20 protein-coding genes, 1 pseudogene and 1 riboswitch are annotated in these 23374 nt (G+C 68.3%); of the genes and pseudogenes, 20 read left to right on the forward strand and 1 reads right to left on the reverse strand.

What is annotated here, in order from left to right:
* From JF781_RS19345 to JF781_RS19425, 17 genes and pseudogenes are all read left to right on the forward strand, one after another.
* Positions 1 to 112 (forward strand): annotated as a pseudogene (locus tag JF781_RS19345) (type VII secretion protein EsxI); the annotation flags it as partial.
* 108 nt (positions 113 to 220) lie between these two features.
* Complete coding sequence (locus tag JF781_RS19350; protein ID WP_225328212.1) at positions 221 to 1123, forward strand: ESX secretion-associated protein EspG; 903 nt, start codon at positions 221 to 223, stop codon at positions 1121 to 1123.
* Positions 1124 to 1390: 267 nt separating this feature from the next.
* The gene (gene eccD, locus JF781_RS19355) at positions 1391 to 2902 is read left to right on the forward strand and encodes a type VII secretion integral membrane protein EccD (RefSeq protein WP_225328213.1); all 1512 of its coding nucleotides are present in this window, start codon (positions 1391 to 1393) and stop codon (positions 2900 to 2902) included.
* A complete protein-coding gene (locus JF781_RS19360) occupies positions 2880 to 4706 on the forward strand; it encodes a type VII secretion-associated serine protease mycosin (RefSeq protein WP_225341295.1) in 1827 nt (608 codons plus the stop codon). Before eccD ends, JF781_RS19360 begins: the two co-directional genes overlap by 23 nt.
* Before the next feature lie 19 nt (positions 4707 to 4725).
* Positions 4726 to 5925: a type VII secretion protein EccE gene (gene eccE / locus JF781_RS19365; RefSeq protein WP_225329211.1), complete on the forward strand. Its 1200-nt coding sequence runs from the start codon at positions 4726 to 4728 to the stop codon at positions 5923 to 5925.
* The gene (gene eccA5, locus JF781_RS19370; RefSeq protein ID WP_043954905.1) at positions 5922 to 7751 is read left to right on the forward strand and encodes a type VII secretion system ESX-5 AAA family ATPase EccA5; all 1830 of its coding nucleotides are present in this window, start codon (positions 5922 to 5924) and stop codon (positions 7749 to 7751) included. Before eccE ends, eccA5 begins: the two co-directional genes overlap by 4 nt.
* 84 nt (positions 7752 to 7835) lie before the next feature.
* Positions 7836 to 8011: riboswitch (M-box (ykoK) riboswitch) on the forward strand.
* A 437-nt stretch (positions 8012 to 8448) separates the two neighbouring features.
* A complete protein-coding gene (locus JF781_RS19375) occupies positions 8449 to 9618 on the forward strand; it encodes a PPE family protein (protein WP_255642090.1) in 1170 nt (389 codons plus the stop codon).
* A gap of 802 nt (positions 9619 to 10420) precedes the next feature.
* A complete protein-coding gene (locus JF781_RS19380; RefSeq protein ID WP_225329212.1) occupies positions 10421 to 11680 on the forward strand; it encodes a PPE family protein in 1260 nt (419 codons plus the stop codon).
* Between the two features lie 67 nt (positions 11681 to 11747).
* On the forward strand, positions 11748 to 13151 hold the full coding sequence (locus tag JF781_RS19385) for a PPE family protein (RefSeq protein ID WP_225329213.1): 1404 nt from the start codon (positions 11748 to 11750) through the stop codon (positions 13149 to 13151).
* A gap of 58 nt (positions 13152 to 13209) precedes the next feature.
* Complete coding sequence (locus tag JF781_RS19390; RefSeq protein ID WP_225329214.1) at positions 13210 to 13536, forward strand: DUF732 domain-containing protein; 327 nt, start codon at positions 13210 to 13212, stop codon at positions 13534 to 13536.
* Between the two features lie 112 nt (positions 13537 to 13648).
* The gene (locus JF781_RS19395; protein ID WP_225329215.1) at positions 13649 to 13972 is read left to right on the forward strand and encodes a DUF732 domain-containing protein; all 324 of its coding nucleotides are present in this window, start codon (positions 13649 to 13651) and stop codon (positions 13970 to 13972) included.
* A 283-nt stretch (positions 13973 to 14255) separates the two neighbouring features.
* Entirely contained in the window at positions 14256 to 15500 is a 1245-nt protein-coding gene (locus JF781_RS19400; RefSeq protein ID WP_225329216.1) for a PPE family protein, read from the forward strand.
* Positions 15501 to 15663: 163 nt separating this feature from the next.
* Positions 15664 to 17055 (forward strand): PPE family protein, encoded by a 1392-nt coding sequence (locus JF781_RS19405; RefSeq protein WP_225329217.1) that lies wholly within the window; start codon positions 15664 to 15666, stop codon positions 17053 to 17055.
* Positions 17052 to 17369 (forward strand): DUF732 domain-containing protein, encoded by a 318-nt coding sequence (locus JF781_RS19410; RefSeq protein WP_225329218.1) that lies wholly within the window; start codon positions 17052 to 17054, stop codon positions 17367 to 17369. The genes JF781_RS19405 and JF781_RS19410 overlap by 4 nt, the downstream gene beginning before the upstream one ends.
* Positions 17370 to 17490: 121 nt before the next feature.
* Positions 17491 to 18207 (forward strand): MgtC/SapB family protein, encoded by a 717-nt coding sequence (locus JF781_RS19415; protein WP_225329219.1) that lies wholly within the window; start codon positions 17491 to 17493, stop codon positions 18205 to 18207.
* A 31-nt stretch (positions 18208 to 18238) separates the two neighbouring features.
* The gene (locus tag JF781_RS19420; protein WP_225329220.1) at positions 18239 to 19174 is read left to right on the forward strand and encodes a sterol desaturase family protein; all 936 of its coding nucleotides are present in this window, start codon (positions 18239 to 18241) and stop codon (positions 19172 to 19174) included.
* 94 nt (positions 19175 to 19268) lie between these two features.
* Positions 19269 to 19946 (forward strand): S1 family peptidase, encoded by a 678-nt coding sequence (locus JF781_RS19425; protein ID WP_225329221.1) that lies wholly within the window; start codon positions 19269 to 19271, stop codon positions 19944 to 19946.
* A gap of 18 nt (positions 19947 to 19964) precedes the next feature.
* Here JF781_RS19425 and JF781_RS19430 read toward each other — a convergent pair whose 3' ends face one another.
* A complete protein-coding gene (locus tag JF781_RS19430) occupies positions 19965 to 20411 on the reverse strand; it encodes a nitroreductase/quinone reductase family protein (RefSeq protein ID WP_225329222.1) in 447 nt (148 codons plus the stop codon).
* A gap of 122 nt (positions 20412 to 20533) precedes the next feature.
* Here JF781_RS19430 and JF781_RS19435 point away from each other — a divergent pair, with 122 nt between their 5' ends.
* The 3 genes from JF781_RS19435 (at position 20534) to JF781_RS19445 (ending at position 23343) form a co-directional block, all read left to right on the forward strand.
* Positions 20534 to 21217 carry a TetR/AcrR family transcriptional regulator gene (locus tag JF781_RS19435; protein ID WP_225329223.1) on the forward strand — a complete coding sequence of 228 codons (684 nt, stop codon included), beginning with the start codon at positions 20534 to 20536 and terminating at the stop codon, positions 21215 to 21217.
* Positions 21218 to 21349: 132 nt separating this feature from the next.
* Positions 21350 to 21853: a VOC family protein gene (locus JF781_RS19440; protein WP_225329224.1), complete on the forward strand. Its 504-nt coding sequence runs from the start codon at positions 21350 to 21352 to the stop codon at positions 21851 to 21853.
* Entirely contained in the window at positions 21850 to 23343 is a 1494-nt protein-coding gene (locus JF781_RS19445; RefSeq protein WP_225329225.1) for an FAD-binding protein, read from the forward strand. Before JF781_RS19440 ends, JF781_RS19445 begins: the two co-directional genes overlap by 4 nt.
* The last annotated feature ends 31 nt before the right edge of the window (positions 23344 to 23374 follow it).

Consider the following 23374-nt stretch of genomic DNA (forward strand, 5'->3'; position numbering starts at 1 on the left):
TCGCAACTTCCAGGTGATCTACGAGCAGGCCAACTCCCACGGACAGAAGGTTCAGTCCGCGGGCAGCAACATGGCCAGTACCGACAGCGCCGTCGGGTCCAGCTGGGCCTGACGCCTCGACCACAGGCGCGGCAGCACACCACCCGTCGGTGTGCTGCCGCGTCCTGCGGTTACCGTGCAGTGTGACGCTTGAGCTATTCAGGGACCAGTTGAGGAATTGATGGACCAACAGAGCACCCGCACCGACATCACCGTCAACGTCGACGGCTTCTGGATGCTCCAGGCGCTGCTGGACATCCGGCACGTCGCGCCGGAGTTGCGGTGCCGGCCCTACGTATCCACGGACTCGAACGACTGGCTCAACGAGCATCCCGGAATGGCGGTGATGCGCGAGCAGGGCATCGTCGAGAACGACCAGGTCAACGAGCAGGTGGCCGCTCGGATGAAAGTGCTCGCCGCGCCCGACCTCGAGGTGGTCGCCCTGCTGTCGCGGGGCAAGCTGGCCTACGGCGTCCTCGATGACGAGAATCAGCCCCCGGGCTCGCGCGACATCCCCGACAACGAATTTCGGGTAGTCCTGGCCCGCCGCGGCCAGCATTGGGTGTCGGCGGTCCGGGTCGGCGGTGAGATCACCGTCGACGACGTCGCCGTCGCCGACAGCGCCTCGATCGCGTCCCTGGTGATCGACGCGCTGGAATCCATTCACCACGCCGAGCCTGCGGCGATCAACGCGGTCAACGTGCCGCTGGAGGAGATGCTGGAAGCGACCAAGTCGTGGCAGGAGTCGGGCTTCAACGTTTTCTCCGGCGGAGACCTGCGCCGGATGGGCATCAGCGCCGCCACCGTGGCCGCGCTGGGCCAGGCGCTGTCGGACCCCGCCGCCGAGGTCGCCGTGTACGCCCGCCAATACCAGGACGACGCCAAGGGTCCCAGCGCGTCCGTGCTGTCGCTGAAAGACGGCTCCGGTGGCCGCATCGCGCTCTACCAGCAAGCCCGGACCGCGGGTTCGGGGGAGGCGTGGCTCGCCATCTGCCCGGCGACGCCGCAGCTCGTGCAGGTGGGCGTCAAAACCGTGCTCGACACACTTCCCTACGGCGAGTGGAAAACTCACAGCAGGGTGTGACACTCGCGCGAAACACAGATTTCATCAATGTCGTCGCACTCAACATGCGGTTGAGCTGCGAACACGGCATACTTCTGTCAAGACATCAGCAAATGTCAAAACGGTGTCAACCACAACTCTTAATCGCAAGGCGAGGCAGATGGAATTCCAATTAGTCGGAATGCGCTGCGGGGGGGACCCCAGCACCTCGGCGAGTACACCGGCGCCGGCCGGCACGCGGACGGCGGCACCGGCTCACCCATTCATCACGGTAGGGAGTGCAAGGCGATGACTGCGGTCGTTGAAGTACCACAGGCTGACGTTGAGGGCGTCTCACAGCCCCAGGCGGTCGTCGTCGGCGTGATGGCCGGCACGGGCGTCCAGATCGGCGTCCTGCTGGACGCGAACGCCCCCGTCTCGGTCATGACCGACCCGTTGCTGAAGGTGGTCAACAGCCGGCTCCGCGAGCTCGGCGAGACTCCGCTGGAAGCCGCGGGCCGGGGCCGATGGGCGCTGTGCCTGGTGGACGGCTCGCCGCTGCGGGCCACCCAATCGCTCAGCGAGCAGGACGTCTACGACGGCGACCGGCTGTGGATCCGATTCATCCCGGACACCGAGCACCGCTCGCAGGTCATCGAGCACATCTCCACCGCGGTCGCCGCGGACCTCAGCAAGCGCTTCGCCGCCATCGACCCCGTGGTTGCCGTGCAGGTCGGTGCGGCGATGGTGGCCATCGGGGTGACGACCGCGACCGGTCTGCTCGGCTGGTGGCGCTGGCACCACAACTCGTGGCTGCCCACCGTCTACGCGGGCGTGATCGGCGTGCTGATGCTGGGCGTTTCGCTGTTGCTGTTGATGCGGGCGACCACCCAGCAGGATCGGCGCGTCGCCGACATCATGCTGTTGAGCAGCCTCGCACCGCTGTCGATCGCCGCGGCGTCCGCGCCGCCCGGCGGCGTCGGGTCGCCACACGCGGTGCTGGGCTTCGGCGTCCTCACCATCGCCGCGATCCTCGCGCTGCGTTTCACCGGGCGTCGGCTGTCGATCTACACCGCGATCGTCACCGTCAGCGCGATCGCGGCCGTGGCCGCGTTGGCGCGCATGGTGGCCATGACCAGCGCCGTGACGCTGCTGACCTGCGTCGTGCTCGTGTCGGTCCTGATCTACCAGAGTGCGCCCGCGATCTCCCGGCGGCTGGCCGGCATCCGCCTGCCCGTCTTCCCGTCGGCCACCAGCCGATGGGTGTTCGAGGCTCGGCCCGACCTGCCCACCACGGTGGTGCGCAACGACGGCGGCCCCCCGGTTTTGGAGGGACCCGCATCGGTCCGCGACGTGCTGACGCAGGCCGAACGCGCCCGTTCGTTCCTGTCGGGTTTGCTGATCGGGCTCGGCGTGCTGATGGTCGTCTCGCTGACCGCCCTGTCGGACCCGCACACCGGGCAGCGCTGGTTGCCGGTCCTGCTGGCGGGCTTCAGCGCGGGATTCCTGTTGCTGCGGGGCCGCTCGTACGTCGACCGCTGGCAGGCGATCACCCTGGCCGGCACCGGGGTGCTGATCGTCGGCGCTGTCGTGGTGCGCTACGCGCTCGTGCTGCAGTCCTCGCTGGCGGTGTCGATCTGCGCGGCGATCCTGGTTTTGGTGCCGGTCGCGGGGCTGACATCCGCGGCCGTCGTGCCAAACACCGTCTACAGCCCGCTATTCCGCAAATTCGTGGAATGGATCGAATACCTCTGCCTGATGCCAATTTTCCCGCTGGCATTGTGGTTGATGAATGTCTATGCAGCAATCCGCTACCGCTGACGGCAAAGTGTGGCGTGGCCGCGGCATCGCCGCGAGCGTCACCGCCGCCTTGCTCGCATCGGGCGCGTTGGCGAATCTGCCGCCGGCGTATGCGATCTCGCCTCCGACGATCGACGCCGCGGCGGTGCCGCCGGACGGTCCGCCCGGGCCGGGGGCGCCGATGAAGCAGAACTCGTACTGCACCGAGGTGGGCGTGCTGCCCGGCACCGATTTTCGGCTGCAGCCCAAATACATGGACATGCTCAATCTGCAGGAGGCGTGGCAGTTCGGTCGCGGCGCCGGCCAGAAGGTGGCCGTCATCGACACCGGCGTCACCCCGCACCCGCGCTTTCCGCACCTGATCCCGGGCGGCGACTACATCATGTCCGGTGACGGGCTGTCCGACTGCGACGCGCACGGCACCATCGTGGCGTCGATGATCGGGGCGGCCCAGGCCAACGGCGCGGGCGTACCGCCGGCGGCACCGCGCAAGCCGGTCACCATTCCCACTACGGAGCCACCGCCCAAAGCACCACCGCCGCAGACGGTGACCCTCTCACCGCTGCCCCAGACCGTGACGATGGTTCCCCCGCCGCCCCAGGAGCAGCAGCAGCCTCCGGGCCCCTTCGGGGCGCCCCCGCCGCCACCGGCCGCCCCGGCGCCCGGCGGGCCCGCCCCCGGACCCCCCCAAGGCGGGCAGGCCCCGGCGGGCAACCACGGCGCCGGCACGGTGACCATCCCCGGCTACTCCGGTGGTGGGCGTGTGGTCGAGGTAGACAATCCGCGTCCGCTCGACCCGCCGCCGCCGGCACCGCCGCCACCCGCGCCCCCCAAGGGTGGTCCGGATGCGTTCAGCGGGATCGCACCTGACGTCGACATCATCGCGATCCGGCAGACCAGCCAGGCCTTCGGCCTCAAGGACGCCTACACCGGCGATGAGGATCCGCAGACGTCGGCGAAGATCGACAACGTCCAGACGATGGCACGGGCGATCGTGCACGCCGCCAACATGGGCGCGTCGGTGATCAACATCTCCGACGTGACGTGCATGAGCGCGCGCAACGTCATCGACCAGCGCTCGCTGGGCGCCGCGGTCCGCTACGCGGCCGTCGACAAGAACGTCGTCATCGTGGCCGCGGCCGGCGACACCAGCAAAAAGGACTGCAAGCAGAACCCGCCTCATGATCCGTTGCAGCCCAACGATCCTCGCAACTGGAATGCCGTCACCACCGTCGTGACGCCGTCCTGGTTCAGCGACTACGTCCTGACCGTCGGGGCGGTCGACGAGGAAGGCCGCCCGCTGAGCCAGGGCAATCAGGGCCAGGCGTCGACGAGCGTGGCCGGGCCGTGGGTGGGGATCGCCGCGCCCGGAACGGACGTCGTCGGGCTTTCGCCGCGCGACGACGGGCTGATCAACGCGATCGACGGACCGGACAACACGCTGCTGGTTCCTTCCGGCACCAGCTTCTCGGCGGCGATCGTGTCGGGGGTTGCGGCGCTCGTGCGCGCCAAGTTCCCGCAGCTATCGGCGTATCAGGTCATCAACCGGTTGACGCGCACGGCCCGGGCTCCCGCCCGCGGCGTGGACAACCAGGTCGGCCACGGGGTCGTCGACCCGGTCGCGGCACTGACCTGGGATGTGCCCGACGGTCCGGTGAAGCCGCCGCAGCAACTGTCGGCGCCGCTGACCGTTCCGAAACCGGCCCCGCCCCGCGATATGGTGCCAGTATGGGTTGCCGCCGGAGGATTGTTCGTGGCGTTGCTCATCGGCGGCGGAGTGTTCGGCACGGCGATGCTGATGAAGCGTTCTCGGAAACAGCAATAGGGGCGGAGCAGCAGCACTCATGAAGGCGCAGCGCAGGTTTGGGTTGTCTTTGTCGTGGCCGCGGGTGACCACGGTGTTCCTGGTCGACGTCGTGATCATGGCGGTGGCCAGTCACTGCCCGGAGTCCTGGCAGGGCACCTACCGCATCGCCTTTTGGGTGGGGGTCGGTCTGGCCGCGCTGATCACGCTGCTGTCGCTGGTCACCTACCACGGCTTGACGGTGACGTCGGGGCTGGCGACCTGGCTGTGGGATTGGTCCGCCGATCCGGGCTCGGCACTGGCGGCCGGCTGCACCCCGGCCATCGACCACCAACGCAAATTCGGCCGCGACAAGGTCGGCGTGCGCGAGTACCAGGGCCAGCTCGTCACGGTGATCGCCGTCAACGGCGGCGAGGACGATTCGGCGTCGCGCCATCGTCACCGGTCGTCGCGCCCCACGCTGCTGGTGCAGGCCGTCGCCTCGGGGCTGCGCCAGTTCGACATCCACCTCGATGACATCGACATCGTGTCGGTGAAGGTGCGCCGCGGCGGTAATGCCGCCGAGTTGTCCAAGCTCGACGACTGGGGCCCCGAGGAATGGGAGGTGGCGAATGACCAGCCCACCTCCTACGTGCGCCGGACCTGGCTGGTGCTGCGGATGAACCCGCAGCGCAACGTCGCCGCGGTGGCGGCCCGCGATTCGCTCGCGTCGACCCTGGTGGCCGCCACCGAGCGGCTCGCTCAGGATCTCGACGGATTGACCTGTGCGGCAAGGCCGTTGACCGCCGAGGAGCTCGCCGAAGTCGACCGCGCGGTGCTCGCCGATCTGGAGCCGACCTGGAGCCGGCCCGGGTGGCGCCGCCTCAAGCACTTCAACGGGTTCGTGACGAGCTTGTGGCTGACGCCGTCGGACATCACCACCGACAAGCTCGAGGAGCTCTGGGAGGACGACACTTTCGCCACCGTGCTGACCATTCGGCTCACCTCCCGCGGCGGCCGTCCGCAGGTGTCGGCGTGGGTGCGATACCACACCGAGAAGCGGCTGCGCAGAAACGTCTCGTCGGGACTCAACCGTCTCACCGGTCGTCAGCTGGCCGCGGTGCGAGCCAGCCTGCCCGCCCCGACGGCCCGCACACTGCTGGTGGTGCCGAGCCGTCCGTTGCGCGCCGACGACGATGACCTCGCGCTGTCCGTCGATCAGCTGCGAGGGAGCTCGGCGGGCGTACCTGTAGCGCAATGACGAGGCCCCAATCAACCGCAGAAGGCGCCCGTAACGCGATGGTCGCCGGCCTGTTGGCGTCGGGCGTGTCGGTCAACGGGCTGCAACCCAGCCACAACCCGCAGGTTGCGTCGCAGATGTTCACCACGGCGACCAACCTGGACCCGTCGATGTGTGACGCCTGGCTGGCGCGGATGCTGGCCGGCGAGCAGAGCCTCGACGTGCTCGCCGGCGCCTGGTCGTCGATCCGGACGTTCGGGTGGGAGACCCGCCGCCTCGGGGTCACCGAGCTGCAGTTCCGCCCGGAGGTGTCCGACGGGCTGTTCCTGCGGCTGGCGGTGACCAGCGTGGAGTCGCTGGCATGCGCCTACGCCGCGGTGCTTGCCGAAGCCAAACGCTATGCGGAAGCGGCGAAGCTGCTCGACGGCGTCGAACCCCGCCAGGCCTTCGAGGAGGAGCTGGTCAGCTACGTGCGCGGCGTCCTGTACTTCCGCACCGGGCGGTGGCCGGACGTGCTCAACCAATTCGCCGAGGGCAAGGGGTGGCGCCAGCCCGAGCTGAAGGCCGCCGGGGCGGCGATGGCCACCACGGCCCTTGCCTCGCTGGGCGTGTTCGAAGAGGCCCTGCGCCGGGGCCAGGACGCCATCGAGGGCGACCGGGTACCGGGCGCGGCCAACATCGCCCTGTACACCCAGGGCATGTGCCTGCGCCATCTGGGCCGCGAGGACGAGGCCGTCGAGCTGCTGCGGCGCGTGTATTCGCGGGATCCGAAGTTCACCCCGGCCCGGGAAGCGCTGGACAACCCGAACTTTCGCCTGATCCTGACCGACCCGGAAACGATCGAGGCCCGCACCGACCCGTGGGACCCCGACAGCGCGCCCACCCGCGCGGAGACGGAGGCCGCCCGCCACGCCGAGGATGCGGCGAAGTACCTGGCCGAGGGCGACGCCGAGCTCAACGCCATGCTCGGCATGGAGCGGGCCAAGCGGGAAATCAAGTTGATCAAGGCGACGACGAAGGTGAACCTGGCGCGCGCCAAGATGGGCCTACCCGTGCCGGTGACGTCGCGCCACACCTTGCTGCTCGGTCCGCCGGGGACCGGAAAGACTTCGGTGGCAAGGGCTTTCAGCAAGCAGCTGTGTGGGTTGACCGTGCTGCGCAAACCGGTGGTCGTCGAGACCAGCCGCACCAAGCTGCTGGGCCGGTACATGGCCGACGCGGAGAAGAACACCGAGGAGATGCTCGAGGGCGCCCTGGGCGGTGCGGTCTTCTTCGACGAGATGCACACGCTGCACGAGAAGGGCTATCAGCAGGGCGATCCCTACGGCAACGCCATCATCAACACGTTGTTGTTGTACATGGAGAACCATCGCGACGAGCTGGTCGTTTTCGGGGCTGGCTACGCCAAGGCCATGGACAAGATGCTTGAAGTGAATCAGGGTCTGCGACGGCGGTTTTCGACCGTGATCGAGTTCTTCAGCTACACCCCGGACGAACTCGTCGCGCTGACCCGGCTGATGGGCCAGGAAAACGAAGACGTCATCACCGATGAGTCGGCGCAGGCCTTGCTGCCGTCGTACACCAAGTTCTATCTCGACGAAACGTATTCGGAAGACGGGGATCTCATCCGCGGCATCGATACGCTCGGCAATGCCGGCTTCGTGCGCAACGTGGTGGAAAAGGCCCGGGATCATCGCAGTTTCCGTCTGGACGACGAGGACCTGGATGCGGTCCTGGCCAGCGACGTGACCGAGTTCACCGAGCGCCAACTGCTGCGGTTCAAGGAGCTGACCCGCGAGGATCTCGCGGAGGGCCTCAGCGCAGCGGTGGCCGAGAAGTCGGACTAGCGGCGTAGCCGGGCTCGGCGGGCATGGGGATTGTGCTGCACGTCAATTTGACTCAACGAATCCCGGGTGCCACCATGGCCTGTGCAAGCACCTCGCTAGGTGAGGCGTCTGCACGGACATAGGCCACTGACCTCGAACGTCGAGAGACGCCCAGGGTCAGGACAGCTCCTCCCGGATTAAGGGTTGAGCCCAAGTGGCTTCCGGCTCTGGTGAGGCGGATACGCCGTGTGGTGCCGAAGCTCTGACGAGAGGGGTGCCCGCCCAACGGTTCTCGCGTTGGGCGCTTCTCCCCGTGTGCGACGTATGGCATCCCCGTATGCCCTGGCCGCGAGGAGGTGAGGAGCGAAATGAGTTCCGGTGATAGTCCGCATCCCAGATCGATGACCATTTCGTTGCGATCCGACCCCGGCCACCTTTCGTAGCCTGATCGGCTCCTTCCACTTATTCTCGCGCACGCCAACGCTTTTCGCGTGCGTGCGCGAGTGTGCGCGGAATTAGCCCGACTGGCACATCACGGCTGAGTTCGGTCTCTTCAGTGAGGAGAACTCCGATGTCGTTTCCGATGACGCGTTGCGAAGCCGTTGCTGAGTTATCAGCGTCAACCGCAACACAATTCAGCGTCGACGCCATGTGCCGGACGTCAGGGGCACGGGCGATGGCCGACACGATCGCAGCGAGCTAGGGGAGGGGGCCCGAAATGTTTGTGGACTTCGCAATGCTCGCACCCGAGATCAACTCCGCGCGTATGTATGCCGGACCCGGGTCGGGCCCGATGCTGGTCGCCGCGTCGGCGTGGCATGGCTTGGCCGCGGAATTGCGTTCGGCCGCACTGTCGTACGGGTCGGCGCTCTCGTCGCTGGCGAGCGAGGAATGGCACGGCCCGGCATCGGCGGCGATGGTCGCCGCCGCGACGCCGTACGTGGCCTGGATGAGCACCACCGCCACGCGAGCCGAGCAGGCCGCGGCCCAGGCCGAAGCCGCCGCGGCGGCCTACGAGGCCGCGTTCGCGGCCACGGTGCCACCGCCGGTGATCGCGGCGAACCGTGCGCAGCTGGCGACGCTGGTCGCCACCAACATGCTGGGCCAGAACACGCCGGCGATCGCGGCCACCGAGGCGCAGTACGGCGAAATGTGGGCCCAGGACGCGGCGACCATGTACGGCTACGCCGGCTCCTCGGCTGCCGCGACCCGCCTGGCCATGTTCACCGACCCGACGCAAACGGCCAGCCAGGACGGCCAAGCCCGCCAGGCCGCCGCGGTCGCCCAGGCGACGGGCACCACGGCGGGAAACCAGCAGGCGACGTTGTCGCAGCTGAACACCGCCGTGCCCAATGCGCTGCAGACCCTGTCGTCACCGACGGAATCATCGACGCCCTCGACGTCGGGCGTGTCGTCGATCCTGGACCCGAACAGCAATTTCTGGAACACGATCACGTCGACCGGCGCAATTAACCCAGCCCAGATCGTGCAGAGCGTGACGAGCTCGACGCTGATCGGCGCCAGCGCCGGCGCGCTCAACGACATCGCCAGCGGGGCGCCGGCGGCGACGGGCATCGGCACAAGCGCCCAAGGACTGTCGGGTTTGGCGGGCGTGGGCAATGCGGGCGCATCGGTCTCGGCGGGGCTGGGCCGGGCGTCGCTGGTCGGTCCGCTGTCGGTGCCGCCGAGCTGGGCCCCTCCCGCGCCGGTCGCCAGCCCGTTGGGGCCGGCGCTGGGCGGCACCCCGATGGTGGCTCCACCTCCGGCGATGGCGGCTGGCCTGCCCGGTATGCCGTTCAGCCCCATGGGCAGCCACGGACTCGGACGCGCCATCCCGCAGTACGGCTTCCGGCCGAATTTCGTGGTGCGCCCGCCCGCGGCCGGATAGGTCTCCGGCACGCGCCCTTGGCTTTGGGGCGAAAACCGTTACCGCCCCGATCTTTACAACGGCGGATGGAAAAATTCGTGGTGCCGATCGCGCCGCCGCCGTGCGCCGAGAGGTCTGTGTCACACCCGAAAGCCGCTGCGCCTTACGGGAATTCATCCCACAGGAAATTGTCAGTGGCCCACCAGCGCCACAGCAGACTGGCCGCGTCTAGTGGTATGAACGGACCCCGTAGGACACAGCGTGACCACAACCGCCAGTTCGGCGATGACGACGCCGTCGGCTCGAACTGGGCTTAATCGCATTTCCGCGAAAATGGCGCGGAATCGTCCTTTGGCGATTCCGAAAGCCAGAACTCATCGTTGATAAAGAAAGTTTTTCGGTCGTCGCGTCGCGTCGCAATGCGGACACCTTCGAAGCAATACATCAGAACGCCCAACCCCGCCCGACGCGCGCATACCAGGTGATATGCGCCACTAATCGAAAGGATGTCATGCGCCGTTCTCACACCGGCACTGAAGGCTGCGACATCGATGTTTTACACGGCTTTACCTGGCGGGAACGCCGCCTGAATACCAACGGTGCAACATCGTCATTGCGATAGCAGCGTGGCTTGACTACTCATTCATCCGCCCTTTATGGCGCCGGTTTGCAGCTAGGAGAGTAGGGCTTGCTGTCTTCCAACCCGCGAAATGCGCGCCCGCAGTCGAAGGCATGCTTCGTGAATTCCCTTCCAGGCGCGAATTTGTCGACGCGCGGCCCCCGACGCCGCGCTCAGCGTGGCCGAGACTCGAGGAGGTCCTGAATGCTGGACTTCGGCGCGTACCCACCCGAATTCAACTCGGGGCGGATGTATGTCGGCGCGGGATCGGGGCCGCTGCTGGCCGCCGCCGCGGCCTGGGACGAGTTGGCCGCGGAATTGCAGACGACGGGAGCGTCTTACGGCTCGACCATCGAGACGCTCGCGACGGGCCCCTGGACGGGCCCCTCGTCGCTGGCGATGGCGGCCGCGGCCGCCCCCTACGTCGCCTGGATGCACGCGACCGGGGCGCAGGCCGAGGAAGCCGGCGCGCGGGCCAAGCTCGCCGCCGGCGCCTACGAGGCGGCATTCGCGGCCACGGTGCCGCCGCCGGTGATCGCGGCCAACCGCGCCCTGCTCGCCACGTTGGTCGCCACCAACATCCTGGGCCAGAACACCCCGGCGATCGCCGCCACCGAGGCCCATTACATGGAGATGTGGGCGCAGGACGCCGCCGCGATGTACGGCTATGCGGCATCCTCGGCGAGCGCCTCCCAGCTGACCCCGTTCGCACCGCCCCCGCGCACCACCAACGATTCGGCCGGGCCCGCCCAAGCCGCAGCGGTCGCTCAGAGTAGCGGCCAGTCCGGCACCACCACCGCCACCCAGCTGTCGCACCTGAGCGGCACGCTGCAGCCTGCGGTGCAATCCGTGGCGAACGCCGGCTCGTCGGGAACGTCATCCGCCGAGCTGACGACGCCGAGTTTCATCACCAACTGGAACGAGTTCTGGTCGGTGGTGACCGGGGTGTACTCGCCGCAGTCGTGGACCACCATCCCCGGCGGCCCATTCCTGTCGTTCGGCCAGGCGTACGCCTGGGGGCAGAACGGGCAGGGCGCGGCCGCCTATCTGGCTGGGCCGAAAGCCATCTCGGGCGCGTTGGCCCCGCTCACCGGTGGCGCCGATGCCGTCAAGCCCATGCTCAGCTCCGCGGTCGGGGCGGGGCAGGTGTCGGGATCGATGGGCAAAGCCGCTCTGGTCGGCGGCATGTCGGTGCCGCAGGGCTGGACGGAAGCCGCCCCGGCGATCCGAACGCTGGCCCAGGGGTTGCCGACGAACTTGGCGGCGGCGCCGGCCGCGTTGGCCGGCGAGGAGGGCGTCTTCAGCCAGATGGCCCTGTCGAGCTTGGCCGGACGCGCCGTCGCCGCCGCCGCAACCCGTCCGGTCGGCGGCGCCGCCACGGCAATGGGAGCGCTGGGCGGCGTTGCCGCGGAGGCCGATCCGGCCGCGGCCACCATCATCGTGATCCCGTGCATCGAGGAATGACCGCGATGACCAAACCGCATGGCAGCCAGGTGCTTTCGCTCGAATTCCGAGGTAAGGGGTAACACGGATGTTTTACGGAGCCTTTCCGCCGGAGTTCAATTCGGGCCGGATGTACAGCGGCCCGGGCGCCGGATCGCTGGTGGCCGCGGCGACGGCCTGGCAGGGCCTGGCCACCGAATTGCAGTCCACCGCGACCTCCTACGCGGCGACGATCTCGAGCCTGACCGCCGGCCCCTGGGCGGGTCCGTCGTCGTTTGCCATGGCGTCCGCGGCCGCCCCGTACGTGGCCTGGATGCAGCAAACCGCCGCCGCCGCCGCGCAATCCGCGACCCAGGCCACCGAAGCGGCAACCGCCTACGAGGCGGCCTTCGCCGCCCATGTGCCGCCGGCGGTGATCGCCGAAAACCGGGCGCTGCTGGCGCAATTGGTGGCGACGAACCTCTTCGGGCAGAACACGTCCGCGATCGCCGCGAACGAGGCCCAATACGGCGAGTTCTGGGCGCAGGACGCCACGGCGATGGACACCTACTTCGCCTCCTCGGCGACCGCTTCCAACAAATTGACGGAGTTCAGCCCGGCGCCCCAGACCACCAGCGCGGCGGCCGAACCGATGCAAGCGGCCGCGGTGACGTCGGCGGCCGGCACCCCCGCCGCCAACGTGGCGAACGCCGCGGCGACGGCGGCGACCACCACGCTGCCCTACAGCGGGCCCTTCTCCGGGGCGGCGAACCTGGCGTACCTCTATCAGACGTTCATGACGAATCTCTTCAACACCGTCCCGGGCGGGGCGAGCTTCTACACCGCGATGTACAACGCCGTGAAGGTGCCATTGGGACTGACCACCCAGTTCAACGACGTCGGATTGCTGGTCAACTTTCCGCTGTCACAGTGGCTCAAGTTCGCCCCTCCCGTCGCGTACGGTGCGTTGCCCAAGGACGCTCTCGGCGCGGGGCTTGGGGCGTTGGGCTTCGGTCGCGGGACGCTCTACAGCGCGATCAGCCCCATCGCCGGCATGGGCAATGCCGGCACCCTGGTGGGCAAGCTCTCGATCCCGCCCAGCTGGGCCACGGCCACGCCGTCGGTGAGGACCGTCGCGGCCGCCCTGTCGGCCGCCGGGACCGAGGCCGTGCCCGCGGCGGCGCTGGGCGAGGGAAGCCTGTTCAGTTCGATGGGCCTGGCCGGGATGCTGGGCAGCGCGCTGGGCTCCGGGGGGCCCACCGCGGTCCGCGGTGGGGTGCGCAACCGAATGGCTGCGATCAAGGACCTCAAGGACAAGCAATCGCCCGAACAGCTGAAACGCCTTGTCGCACAGATCTCGGAGAAGCCCGAAAGCGTGCAGCACCACAACGTCGATCAGGAAAACCTCGACGCGCTGCTCGAGCAGCTGGCCAAGAAACCCGGCATCCACGCGGTGCATCTGAAAAAGGGTGGCAAGGCCAACGTCCTACCGACCGACGCCCAGTCGGGTTAGGGGACAGCGCAATCCGTGTTCACGCCGCCGGCCGCGCGTGATGACAGAAGGGTGATGAGTGATGACAAAACTACTGGCGCTCCTGGGTGCGTTCGCGATGATCGGCCTCGCCGCACCGGCTTACGCCGATCCCGGGCCAGAACCGGGCGGTGACGACGGCGGCTTCATCACGGCGCTGCACCAAGCCGGATTCAGCTTCGCCAGCCCGGGTTCGGCCGTCGCCGCCGGACAGGCCGTGTGCTCGTGCTTGAACAACGGTGAACCGGGATTGGAGGTCGTCCACGACGTGAAGGCCCGCAACCCCGGCATGGATATGGAGATGGCGTCGAATTTCGCTGTGCTGTCCGCGAAGTTCTACTGCCCCAACCAGCTCTCCAAAGCCTGACCCGCAGGCGGCCCTCCGGTCCGGTGACGCTGAATGTTTTGTCGCGCAGCATGTCTGCGGCCTCGAGGCTGGGCGCTGCGCGCGTCGCCGCGGCATGGGAGAATCTCGAGTCATGAGACTGCTGCTGGCGCTGGGCGTCGGCGTTTCGGCCGCCATCGGTCTGTCCCCGCTCGCGCATGGCGAACCGGGGTCGACCGGCGGCGACGAGGCCGGTTTCCTCGCTTCGCTGCGCGGCGCGGGCATCACGTACGCGACCCCGGATGGGGCCGTAAAGTTCGCCAAAGCCGTCTGCGTGTCGATGGGAAACGGCGAGTTGGGCCCCCAAATGGTGGACGAATTGAAGAGCCAAAACCCCGGACTCACCGACGACCACGCGACGTCGTTCTTGGCGATCGCGGCGAAATTCTATTGCCCGCAGCAACTTAACAGAAGATAGCTGCGTAGCACGCGGCGACCGTGCATCCGGCCGATCCGGTTTTGCGCCCGAAATCCCTTGCGCGCGGCGCGCATTCACCTCGCTGACATCAGTGGTTGGCGGAGCGGACTGCCGATCCTGAGAATTTCTCAGCCGACGGACGCTTTGGAGCGCTGCCGTAAACACATGGAATACACATATGCTCCATCGGCGAATCTCATGAATTCCATGTGAGCCGCACCTTGTTCGCGGGATGCGCGCGTATCCGCTCCTACCCTGGCGCCAGAAGGACGGGAGGCAATGGGTGGACTTCGGGGCGCTGCCACCAGAGGTCAATTCAGGACGGATGTACGTGGGTGCCGGATCGGGGCCCTTGCTGGTCGCCGCCGCGGAATGGGATGCGTTAGGAGCCGAACTGTATTCCTACGCGGCGGCCTACGGCTCGACGGTCGCCGGCATGACCGCGGGGTCCTGGCTGGGACCGGCAGCGTCGTCGATGAGCGCCGCGGTCGCGCCGTACGTGGCGTGGGCGACGGCGACCGCTGCCCAGGCGGAGCAGGCGGCGACGCAGGCCCGGCTCGCTGCCGCGGCCTACGAGACCGCGTTCGCCGCGACGGTTCCCCCACCGGTGATTGCTGCCAACCGCAGCCTGTTGATGACGCTGATCGCCACCAACATCCTTGGCCAGAACACCGCGGCCATCGCGGCGGCCGAAGCGGAGTACGCCGAGATGTGGGCGCAGGACGCCGTGGCGATGTATACCTACGCCGCCTCGTCGGCGGCGGCCACGCAGCTGGCGCCCTTCACCGAGCCGCCGCAGACCACCGATTCGTCCGCGGCGGCAAGGCAATCCGCCGCCGTGGCGCAAAGCGCCGGTTCGGACCTCCAATCTGAGCTGTCAGCGATGGTCAACGCGGCGCCCATCATGTTGCAAGCCCTGGCGACGACCCCGTCCGCCGCGGCCGCGACGCCGGCGGCGTCGATCATCGAAGCCATCTACCCGATTACGGCCGCTCTGCGACCCTTTTTCGCCGCTGTCACCGGCGCTTACAGCCCCATTGGGGCGCTCATCGTCCCCGGCGGCTGGTTTCTGTTTGCCCTCCAGCCCCTCGGCGTAGCCCAGAACGCGCCGGGTGTCGCCGAACTGCTCGGCGGCGGGAAGGACATCGTCGGGGGACTCTCGCCGCTGGCGCCGCTGCGGGGCGGCTACGTCTCCGCGGTGACACCGGACATCGGGGGCGTGGCGGGGTCGATGGGCCGCGCGACCCTGGTCGGATCGCTGTCGGTTCCCCAAGCCTGGGCCACCGCCGCGCCCGTGATGAAGACGGTCGCGTCGGTACTGCCGGGTGCGAGTTTGGGCGCTGTCCCGGCGATGACCGCCACGGCGCAGGGGGCGATGTTCGGCGAGATGGCCATGGCGAGCGTGGCCGGACGCGCGCTCGCGGGCGCCGGCGTGCGCACCGTCAGCAACGGCACGACCGGCGTCGCCGCGGCGGCCGCCGACGGCGTCGCGACCACCGCCACGATCATCGTGGTGCCGGCGGATTGAGGGGCTTCGACATGACACCTCAGACCGCGTTCGACCGTGCAGGACGGCCCATGTCAGCCGTGACTCCACCGCCGCAAACGCCCGCGCTGCACGCGATGTTTGCCGGCACCCTCGCTTCGTCCGCGGCGGCCACCGGCCCGGCAGGCGCGGGAAGGGCATCGCCATGACTTTCGCCTTCCAGCCACCCGAAATCACCTCGGGCCAGATGTATACGGGTCCGGGGGTGGGGCCGATGTTGGCGGCCGCCGCCGCGTGGGACGCGCTGGCGGCCGAACTGCAGTCCACGGCGTCGTCCTACGGCTCGATCGTCGAGGGCCTGGCCAACGAGGCGTGGGCCGGCCCGTCGGCAGCCGCCATGGCCGCGGCGGCCGCGCCGTACGTCGCATGGATGTCGGCGACCTCGGCGCAGGCCAAGACAGCGGCCGTCCAAGCCACGGCGGCCGCGGGCGCCTACGAGAGCGCATTCGCGGCGGTGGTGCCGCCGCCCGAGATCGCGGCCAACCGCGTCCGGCTGGCAACGCTGTTGGCTACCAACGCTTTCGGGCAGAACACCGCCGCGATCGCCGCCACCGAGGCCGAATACGGGGAAATGTGGGCCCAGGACGCCGCCGCGATGTACGCCTACGCCGGCGCGTCCGCTGCCGCCACGCGACTGGCACCGTTCACCGAGCCACTCCAGACCACCAACCCGACGGGGATCGCCGCCCAGGCGGCCGCGCTGGGCGAGGCAACCGGCGTGGCAAGCGGCACCGCCGCCACCGCGGAGGCCGCGGCCCCACCGTCGGGCATCATCAGCCAGCTGCTCGAGGCCATCGGCAACGCATCCCGCGGCTACATGGACTTCTGGGACCAGGTGCTCAACACCCTGACCGGGTCACCGTTGGCCGGGACGACGTGGCAGAACACGTTCGGGATCCTGGCCGACATCGGCCGGTTCAACACGGTAGCCAGCGAAGCCCTGGCCCCGATCAACCTCGGCATGACCGAGTTCAAGTATTTCTACAACCTCCCGGTCGAGGGCCTGGACATCCCGAAGTCCGCGCTGGGAGCCGGGCTTGGGATGCGGTCGGCCGGCGCGGGCCTGACCAGCGCGGTATCGGCGGGCATGGGCGAGGCGAACGTGGTGGGCAAGCTATCGGTGCCACCGACCTGGGCGTCGGCGACCCCGGCCATCCGGCTGGCCAGCGGCCTGGCGCCGAGCGCCAGCATCGCCGCGGCGCCCGCGGCCGGAATCCCGGGCAGCCTGCTGGGTCAGATGGCGCTGGGAAGCCTGACCGGGGGCGCCCTCGGCGCCGTCACGCCGCAGGTCGTGAGCGGCAGGGGGGCCCGCGCCGGGGGCGCGGCGAAGGCCGCCGAGCCCGTCAAACTCGACGACGTCATCGCGAAGCTGCAAAAGCAACCGGAAGCCGTGCAGCACTGGAACGTCGACAAGGCCGGACTCGACGATCTGCTCGACCAACTGTCGAAGAAACCCGGCATCCATGCGGTGCACGTGTCCGGCGGAGACAAGCCCAAGGTGACGTTGCCCGCTCTTGGAAAGGCGGGATCGGCATGAAACGTCTCGTTGCGCTGCTGTGCACCGCCGGCGTGATCGGTTTCGCGGCGCCCGCGCACGCCGAGCCCGAGGGCGACGATGCGGCGTTTTTGGCCAACCTCAGCAACTCCGGCATCACCTACAGCAGCCCGAGCCAAGTCATCACGTCCGCCAAGGCCGTGTGCGGGTTGATGGGCAGGGGCGAAACGGGTTTGCAGGTCGTCAGCGACATCAAGGACCAAAATCCCGGCATGACGATGGACGCCGCCGCCAAATTCGCGGCACTCGCATCGAACGCCTACTGCCCCCACCACCTCACGCCCAAAGCCGGTTAGCCTGAGACTCGCCGCCCGCCGGGGGACATACCCGACGCCAGCGGTTCGGTTGGGCTCCACTTGCGGTTAACCCGGATTTGGTTGGCTCCCTTCGCCGTCTGCAACCGGGAAGGAGCGTGTCGTGGAAACGCTGAGCGCCGTCGATTTCGCGCTGCGCCTGGGCGTCGGTGTGGGCTGCGGCGCCCTCATCGGCCTGGAACGGCAGTGGCGGGCCCGTCGGGCCGGCCTGCGCACCAACGCGCTGGTTGCCGGGGGCGCAACCCTGTTCGTCCTCTACGCGGCGGCCACCTCGGATTCCAGCCCGACCCGGGTCGCGTCCTATGTGGTGTCCGGTATCGGCTTCCTCGGCGGTGGGGTGATCCTGCGTGAGGGTGTCAACGTCCGGGGCCTCAACACGGCCGCCACCCTGTGGTGCTCAGCGGCCATCGGCGTGCTTGCCGCTTCCGGGCACCTGGTCTTCGCGTTGATCGGCACCGGCACGGTCATCGGCATTCATGTGCTGGGGCGCCCGCTCGGCCGGCTCATCGACCGCGATAACAGCGCCGACGAAGACGAAAGCCTGCTGCCGTATCTGGTGCAGGTGGTCTGCCGCCCCAAGCACGAGAAGTACGCGCGCGCCCAGATCGTCCAGCATGCCGGCGGCAATGACATCACGCTACGCGGGATCCACACCGGGCATCCCGCCGACGACGAGATCACCCTGACCGCCCACCTGCTGATGGATAGTGACGCCCCGGCCCGGCTGGAGCGGCTGGTGGCAGAGCTCTCCCTGCTGCCCGGCGTCCGGGCGGTCCAGTGGTATGCCGGAAACGACGTGCAGTCCGACGATCGCCGCTGAGCATCACGGCGTTCGTCGTAGTCTTACCTGTGTGAGTGCCCTTTCCGGCGTCCTGTCCGCGCTGCCTCCGCAGATGCGGGACCCGGTGTTGTTTGCCATTCCGTTCTTCGTGTTGCTGCTGACGCTCGAATGGACCGCGGCCCGCAAGCTGGGACACCTCGCGGTCGACGCCGAGCGTCCGGCTTCGGGGGCGCACCGCACCCGCGACTCGCTGACCAGCATCTCGATGGGGCTGGTCTCGGTGGCCACCACCGCCGGCTGGAAGACGCTGGCCCTGCTCGGCTACGCCGCGATCTACGCCTACCTGGCGCCGTGGCACCTGTCGGCCACCCAGTGGCACACCTGGGTGATCGCGATTCTCGGCGTTGACCTGCTGTACTACGCCTACCACCGGATCGCCCACCGGGTGCGGTTGATCTGGGCGACGCACCAGGCCCACCACTCCAGTGAGTACTACAACCTCGCCACCGCGCTGCGCCAGAAATGGAACAACAGCGGCGAGATCATGATGTGGATTCCGTTGCCGCTGTTGGGAATTCCACCGTGGATGGTGTTCTTCAGTTTCTCGGTGAACTTGATCTACCAGTTCTGGATCCACACCGAGCGGATCGACAAGCTGCCGCGGCCGTTCGAGTTCGTCTTCAACACCCCGTCGCATCACCGGGTGCACCACGGAATGGACAAGGTGTACCTGGACAAAAACTACGGTGGCATCTTCATCCTCTGGGACCGGCTCTTCGGCACCTTCCAGCCCGAGCTGTTCCGCCCGCACTACGGCCTCACGAAGCAGGTGGACACCTTCAACATCTGGAAGCTGCAGACGCGCGAATACGTTGCGATCGCCCGCGACTGGCGGACGGCCACCCGGCTGCGGGACCGGCTGGGCTACGTGTTCGGCCCGCCCGGCTGGGCGCCGCGCACCGCCGGTCAAACCGGTGCGACGGCCCCGCTCGTGACCACTCTGTAACATCGGCGCTGCCCGGCGCGAAAAGCTGAACGTGGAGGCCGGTTACGCCGTAACCTCGACCTCCCGTCGGTATCCGCCCGATGGATCGGAGTGAATGGTGCATCGCCTGGCAATGCGCGCCTTCGCCGCGTCGGTTACTGTCGCGGCGCTCGCCTCCTTGCTGCCGGCGGCGCCGGCAAAAGCGGACGTCGTGGTGTATCCCGGCATGGAGATACGCCAGGACAACCGCGTCTGCACGTTGGGATATGTCGACCCCGCCCTGAAAGTCGCGTTCACCGCCGGACACTGCCGCGGCGGGGGCGGAGTGGTCACGGATCGGGGCGGCGCCGTGATCGGCCGTCTGGCGGCCTTCCGGGACAACACACCCAGCGGGACGACGGTGTCCACGAGCCAGGTGATCAACGATTACGAGGCGATCGTGCTGGACAACGACGTCACGGCGAACAACATCCTGCCGGGCGGTCGTCCGCTGGTCTCCGACCCCGGCCTGGCGCTGACGCCCGGGCAGCCGATCTGTCATTACGGCGTGATCACCGGGGAAACCTGCGGGACGGTGCAAAGCGTGAACAACGGCTGGTTCACCATGTCCAACGGCGTGCAGAGCCACAACGGTGACTCCGGTGGGCCGGTGTATCTGGCGCCCAGTGGCGGCCCGGGACAGCTCGTCGGGATCTTCAACAGCGTGTGGGGGGACTTTCCGGCGGCGGTGTCGTGGGGGGCCACCTCGCAGCAGGTCCGCGAGGATCTCGGGGCGCGCGACAACGCGCGTTAGCGGCCCGGCCGGATCGCCTCAGCCCGCCTTGGTGAGCGCAAACACCGGAATCGTCGGCGCCGCGGCGCGGAACTGCTCGTCGCTGCTGTCCGGCGTCAGCCCCGCGACGTAATCCTTGACCTGCCAATACCACCGGGCCAGGTAACGCCTCAGCAGATCGGGCTTGACCGCGTCGTCGACCTCGCTGGCCCGAACGCGTTGGCGACGCCACCGTGGACCCACCTCGACGACGGCCGCAGCCCGGACGTTGCGCGCCCACTGGGTGTTGCCCCGGGGCGAGACCAGGTAGTCCACCCCGTCGACCGTCAGCAGGTTGACCACGACCGCGCGCTGCTTGCCCGACTTGCGCCCACGAACGCGCAGCGCGCGGGTGCCGGCGATGCTGATCCCCGCGTCGGCCAGCCAGCGGATCGCCAGGTTGGCCGCGCGGGCGGCCCGGTTCGGCTCCTCATAACGCGTGGACATGGTGCATCCTCTCGGCTAATCCCGTCAGAATTGTTGAGAGCGGCGCTCTCACTTCTGATGAAGCTGCCACAACGCGCTCCAGAAAGCAAGAGCAGTGTTCTCGGTTGTGTCAGACTGATCGCGTGGGCAAACGCCAGGAGTCACGGGAACAGATCGAGGCGCGAATCATCGAACTCGGTCGCCGCCAACTGGTCGAGCGCGGTGCGGCCGGATTGTCGGTGCGGGCGATAGCCCGCGACCTGGGCATGGTCTCCTCAGCGGTGTACCGCTACGTCTCCAGCCGCGACGAGCTGCTGACCTTGCTGCTGGTCGACGCCTATTCCGACCTGGCCGACACCGTGGAACGCGCCCGCGAAACCGCGGGGGAGCTGTGGAGCGACGACGTCACCGCCATCGCGCGGGCGACCCGGCGGTGGGCCGTCGCCCACCCGGCGTGCTGGGCCCTGCTGTACGGCAGTCCGGTCCCCGGCTATCACGCGCCGCCGGAGCGCACGGTCGCCGTCGGCACCCGGGTGGTCGCGGCCCTGTTCGACGCCGTCGCGTCCGGCATCGCCACCGGGGACATCCGGCTCACCAATGATCTTGCGCCGCAACCGATGTCCTCCGACTTCGAGCGGATTCGACACGAATTCGGATTCCCCGGTGACGATCAGGTGCTTGCCAAGTGCTTCTTGCTATGGGCCGGGGTGCTCGGCGCCATCAGCCTCGAGGTGTTCGGGCAATACGGCACGGACACCCTCACCGACCCGGAGGAGATCTTCGACGCCCAGCTGCGGCTGCTGGTGGATGTGCTGAGCCAACATTGATGCCCCGGGGACCGGCGAACACACGGAATTAGAACGTGTTCACCCGGGGATTTCCGGCGCGGAACGGCCCGGCATGGCAAAGTCGTTCGGCCCCTTTCTGGCGGCCCGGCGGCTGGACTATTCTGCGAGACGATGACCCTTCCCGTTGAATCGCCAACGCAGATCGCGTGGGTTACCGCCGACCTCGACGCCACAGAAACGGCGCTCACCGGCCTGTTAGGTGTCCGGAAGTGGGTGCGAATACCCGACGTGCACTTTGCTCCGGAAGCCTGCAGCTACCACGGCAAGCCCGCCGATTTCGTCGCCAGCATCTCTTTGAGCTACCTCGGCGACATGCAGTTAGAGCTGATCCAACCGGTGCGCGGCGAGAACATCTATAGTGACTTTTTGCGCGATTGCGGGCCGGGTTTGCACCACATCTGCATGGAGGCCGAAAGCCCCGAGCAATTCGAGGCGGCGTTGGTCCAGGCGGCCGAGCGAGGCGCCGCGATCGTGCAGCAAGGCGTGATGCCCGGCGGAATCCAGTTCGCCTACGTCGCGGCGCCACAGGCGGGTGTGCCGTTCGTGGAGTTCGCGTACATCGCGCCCGAAATGAGGGCGTTTTACGACTACATCAAACAGGAGCAGCGCCAATGAGCACCGAGATTCCGGCGACAGTCAGTGCCAACGACGTGACGTCGTGGTCCGACGAGGTCGACGTACTGGTGATCGGCTTCGGCATCGCCGGCGGCTGCGCCGCGGTCAGCGCGGCGGCCGAAGGGGCGCGGGTGCTGGTGCTCGAACGCGCGGCCGCGGCCGGCGGCACCACTTCGCTTGCCGGGGGCCACTTTTACCTCGGCGGCGGGACCGCGGTGCAGCAGGCGACCGGTCAGGACGACTCGGCCGAGGAGATGTACAAGTATCTCGTCGAGGTCTCGCGTGAGCCCGAACTCGACAAGATCCGCGCCTACTGCGACGGCAGCGTCGAGCATTTCAACTGGCTGGAAGACTTGGGCTTTCAGTTCGAGCGCAGTTACTACCCGGGCAAAGTCGTCGTGCCGCCGGGCACCGAGGGACTCAGCTACACGGGCAACGAAAAGGTGTGGCCCTTCTGCGAGCGGGCCAAGCCGGCGCCGCGCGGGCACTCCGTGCCGGTCCCCGGCGAGCTGGGCGGCGCGGCCATGGTCATCGACCTGTTGGTGAAGCGGGCCGACTCGCTGGGCGTGCAGACCCGCTACGAGACCGGCGCCACCAATCTCATCCTGGACGACGACGGCGCCGTGGTCGGCGTCGCCTGGAAGCACTTCACCGAAACGGGCGCCATCAAGGCCAAAGCCGTCATCATCGCGGCCGGTGGTTTCGCAATGAACCCGGAGATGGTCGCCGAGCACACTCCCGCTCTGGGCCAGCCGCGGCGCACCAAGCACCACGGCCTCGCGGCGCCCTACATCCTGGGCAACCCCAACGACGACGGGCTGTCCATCCGGATGGGGGTCTCGGCGGGTGGCGCCACCAAGCACATGGACGAGTTGTTCATCACCGCGGCCGCCTACCCGCCCGAGATCCTGCTGACCGGTGTCATCGTCAACAAGGAGGGCAAGCGCTTCGTCGCCGAGGACTCCTACCATTCGCGCACTTCGGCTTTCGTGCTCGAGCAGCCGGAGCAGACCGCATACCTCGTCGTCGACGAGGCGCACACGGAGATGCCGGCGATGCCGCTGATCCGTTTCCTCGATGGTTACGAGACGATCGCGGAAATGGAAGCCGCGCTTGGCATCCCGGCCGGCAACCTCGCGGCCACCCTGGACCGCTACAACGAGTTCGCCGCCGCCGGTGAGGATCCCGACTTCCACAAGCAGCCGGAATACCTTGCGCCGCAAGACAACGGCCCGTGGGCGGTGTTCGATCTGTCGCTCGGGCGTGCGATGTACTCGGGCTTCACGATCGGCGGCCTCGCGGTGACCGTTGACGGCGAGGTGCAGCGGGCCGACGGCACCGTGGTGCCCGGCCTGTACGCCGCGGGCGCGTGCGCGTCCAACCTCGCCCAGGACGGCAAGGGTTACGCGAGCGGGACGCAGCTGGGTGAGGGATCGTTCTTCGGGCGCCGCGCCGGAGCGCACGCGGCCCGGCGGACCGGGGCAGCGTAGGCGCGCGACGACCCAGCGCCGGAGTGTACGC

Origin of the sequence: Mycobacterium sp. WUMAC-067 (assembly GCF_020217485.1) — a bacterium.
Taxonomy (GTDB): domain Bacteria; phylum Actinomycetota; class Actinomycetes; order Mycobacteriales; family Mycobacteriaceae; genus Mycobacterium.

Excerpts from the sequence above, each read along its gene's own strand:
- JF781_RS19375 (WP_255642090.1), top strand. The coding sequence starts at position 8,449 with ATGTTTGTGGACTTCGCAATGCTCGCACCCGAGATCAACTCCGCGCGT.
- JF781_RS19385 (WP_225329213.1), top strand. The coding sequence starts at position 11,748 with ATGTTTTACGGAGCCTTTCCGCCGGAGTTCAATTCGGGCCGGATGTAC.
- JF781_RS19430 (WP_225329222.1), bottom strand. The coding sequence starts at position 20,411 with ATGTCCACGCGTTATGAGGAGCCGAACCGGGCCGCCCGCGCGGCCAAC.
- JF781_RS19360 (WP_225341295.1), top strand. The coding sequence starts at position 2,880 with ATGCAGCAATCCGCTACCGCTGACGGCAAAGTGTGGCGTGGCCGCGGC.
- eccE (WP_225329211.1), top strand. The coding sequence starts at position 4,726 with ATGAAGGCGCAGCGCAGGTTTGGGTTGTCTTTGTCGTGGCCGCGGGTG.
- eccA5 (WP_043954905.1), top strand. The coding sequence starts at position 5,922 with ATGACGAGGCCCCAATCAACCGCAGAAGGCGCCCGTAACGCGATGGTC.
- JF781_RS19405 (WP_225329217.1), top strand. The coding sequence starts at position 15,664 with ATGACTTTCGCCTTCCAGCCACCCGAAATCACCTCGGGCCAGATGTAT.
- eccD (WP_225328213.1), top strand. The coding sequence starts at position 1,391 with ATGACTGCGGTCGTTGAAGTACCACAGGCTGACGTTGAGGGCGTCTCA.
- JF781_RS19425 (WP_225329221.1), top strand. The coding sequence starts at position 19,269 with ATGGTGCATCGCCTGGCAATGCGCGCCTTCGCCGCGTCGGTTACTGTC.
- JF781_RS19410 (WP_225329218.1), top strand. The coding sequence starts at position 17,052 with ATGAAACGTCTCGTTGCGCTGCTGTGCACCGCCGGCGTGATCGGTTTC.
- JF781_RS19440 (WP_225329224.1), top strand. The coding sequence starts at position 21,350 with ATGACCCTTCCCGTTGAATCGCCAACGCAGATCGCGTGGGTTACCGCC.
- JF781_RS19350 (WP_225328212.1), top strand. The coding sequence starts at position 221 with ATGGACCAACAGAGCACCCGCACCGACATCACCGTCAACGTCGACGGC.
- JF781_RS19380 (WP_225329212.1), top strand. The coding sequence starts at position 10,421 with ATGCTGGACTTCGGCGCGTACCCACCCGAATTCAACTCGGGGCGGATG.
- JF781_RS19395 (WP_225329215.1), top strand. The coding sequence starts at position 13,649 with ATGAGACTGCTGCTGGCGCTGGGCGTCGGCGTTTCGGCCGCCATCGGT.
- JF781_RS19445 (WP_225329225.1), top strand. The coding sequence starts at position 21,850 with ATGAGCACCGAGATTCCGGCGACAGTCAGTGCCAACGACGTGACGTCG.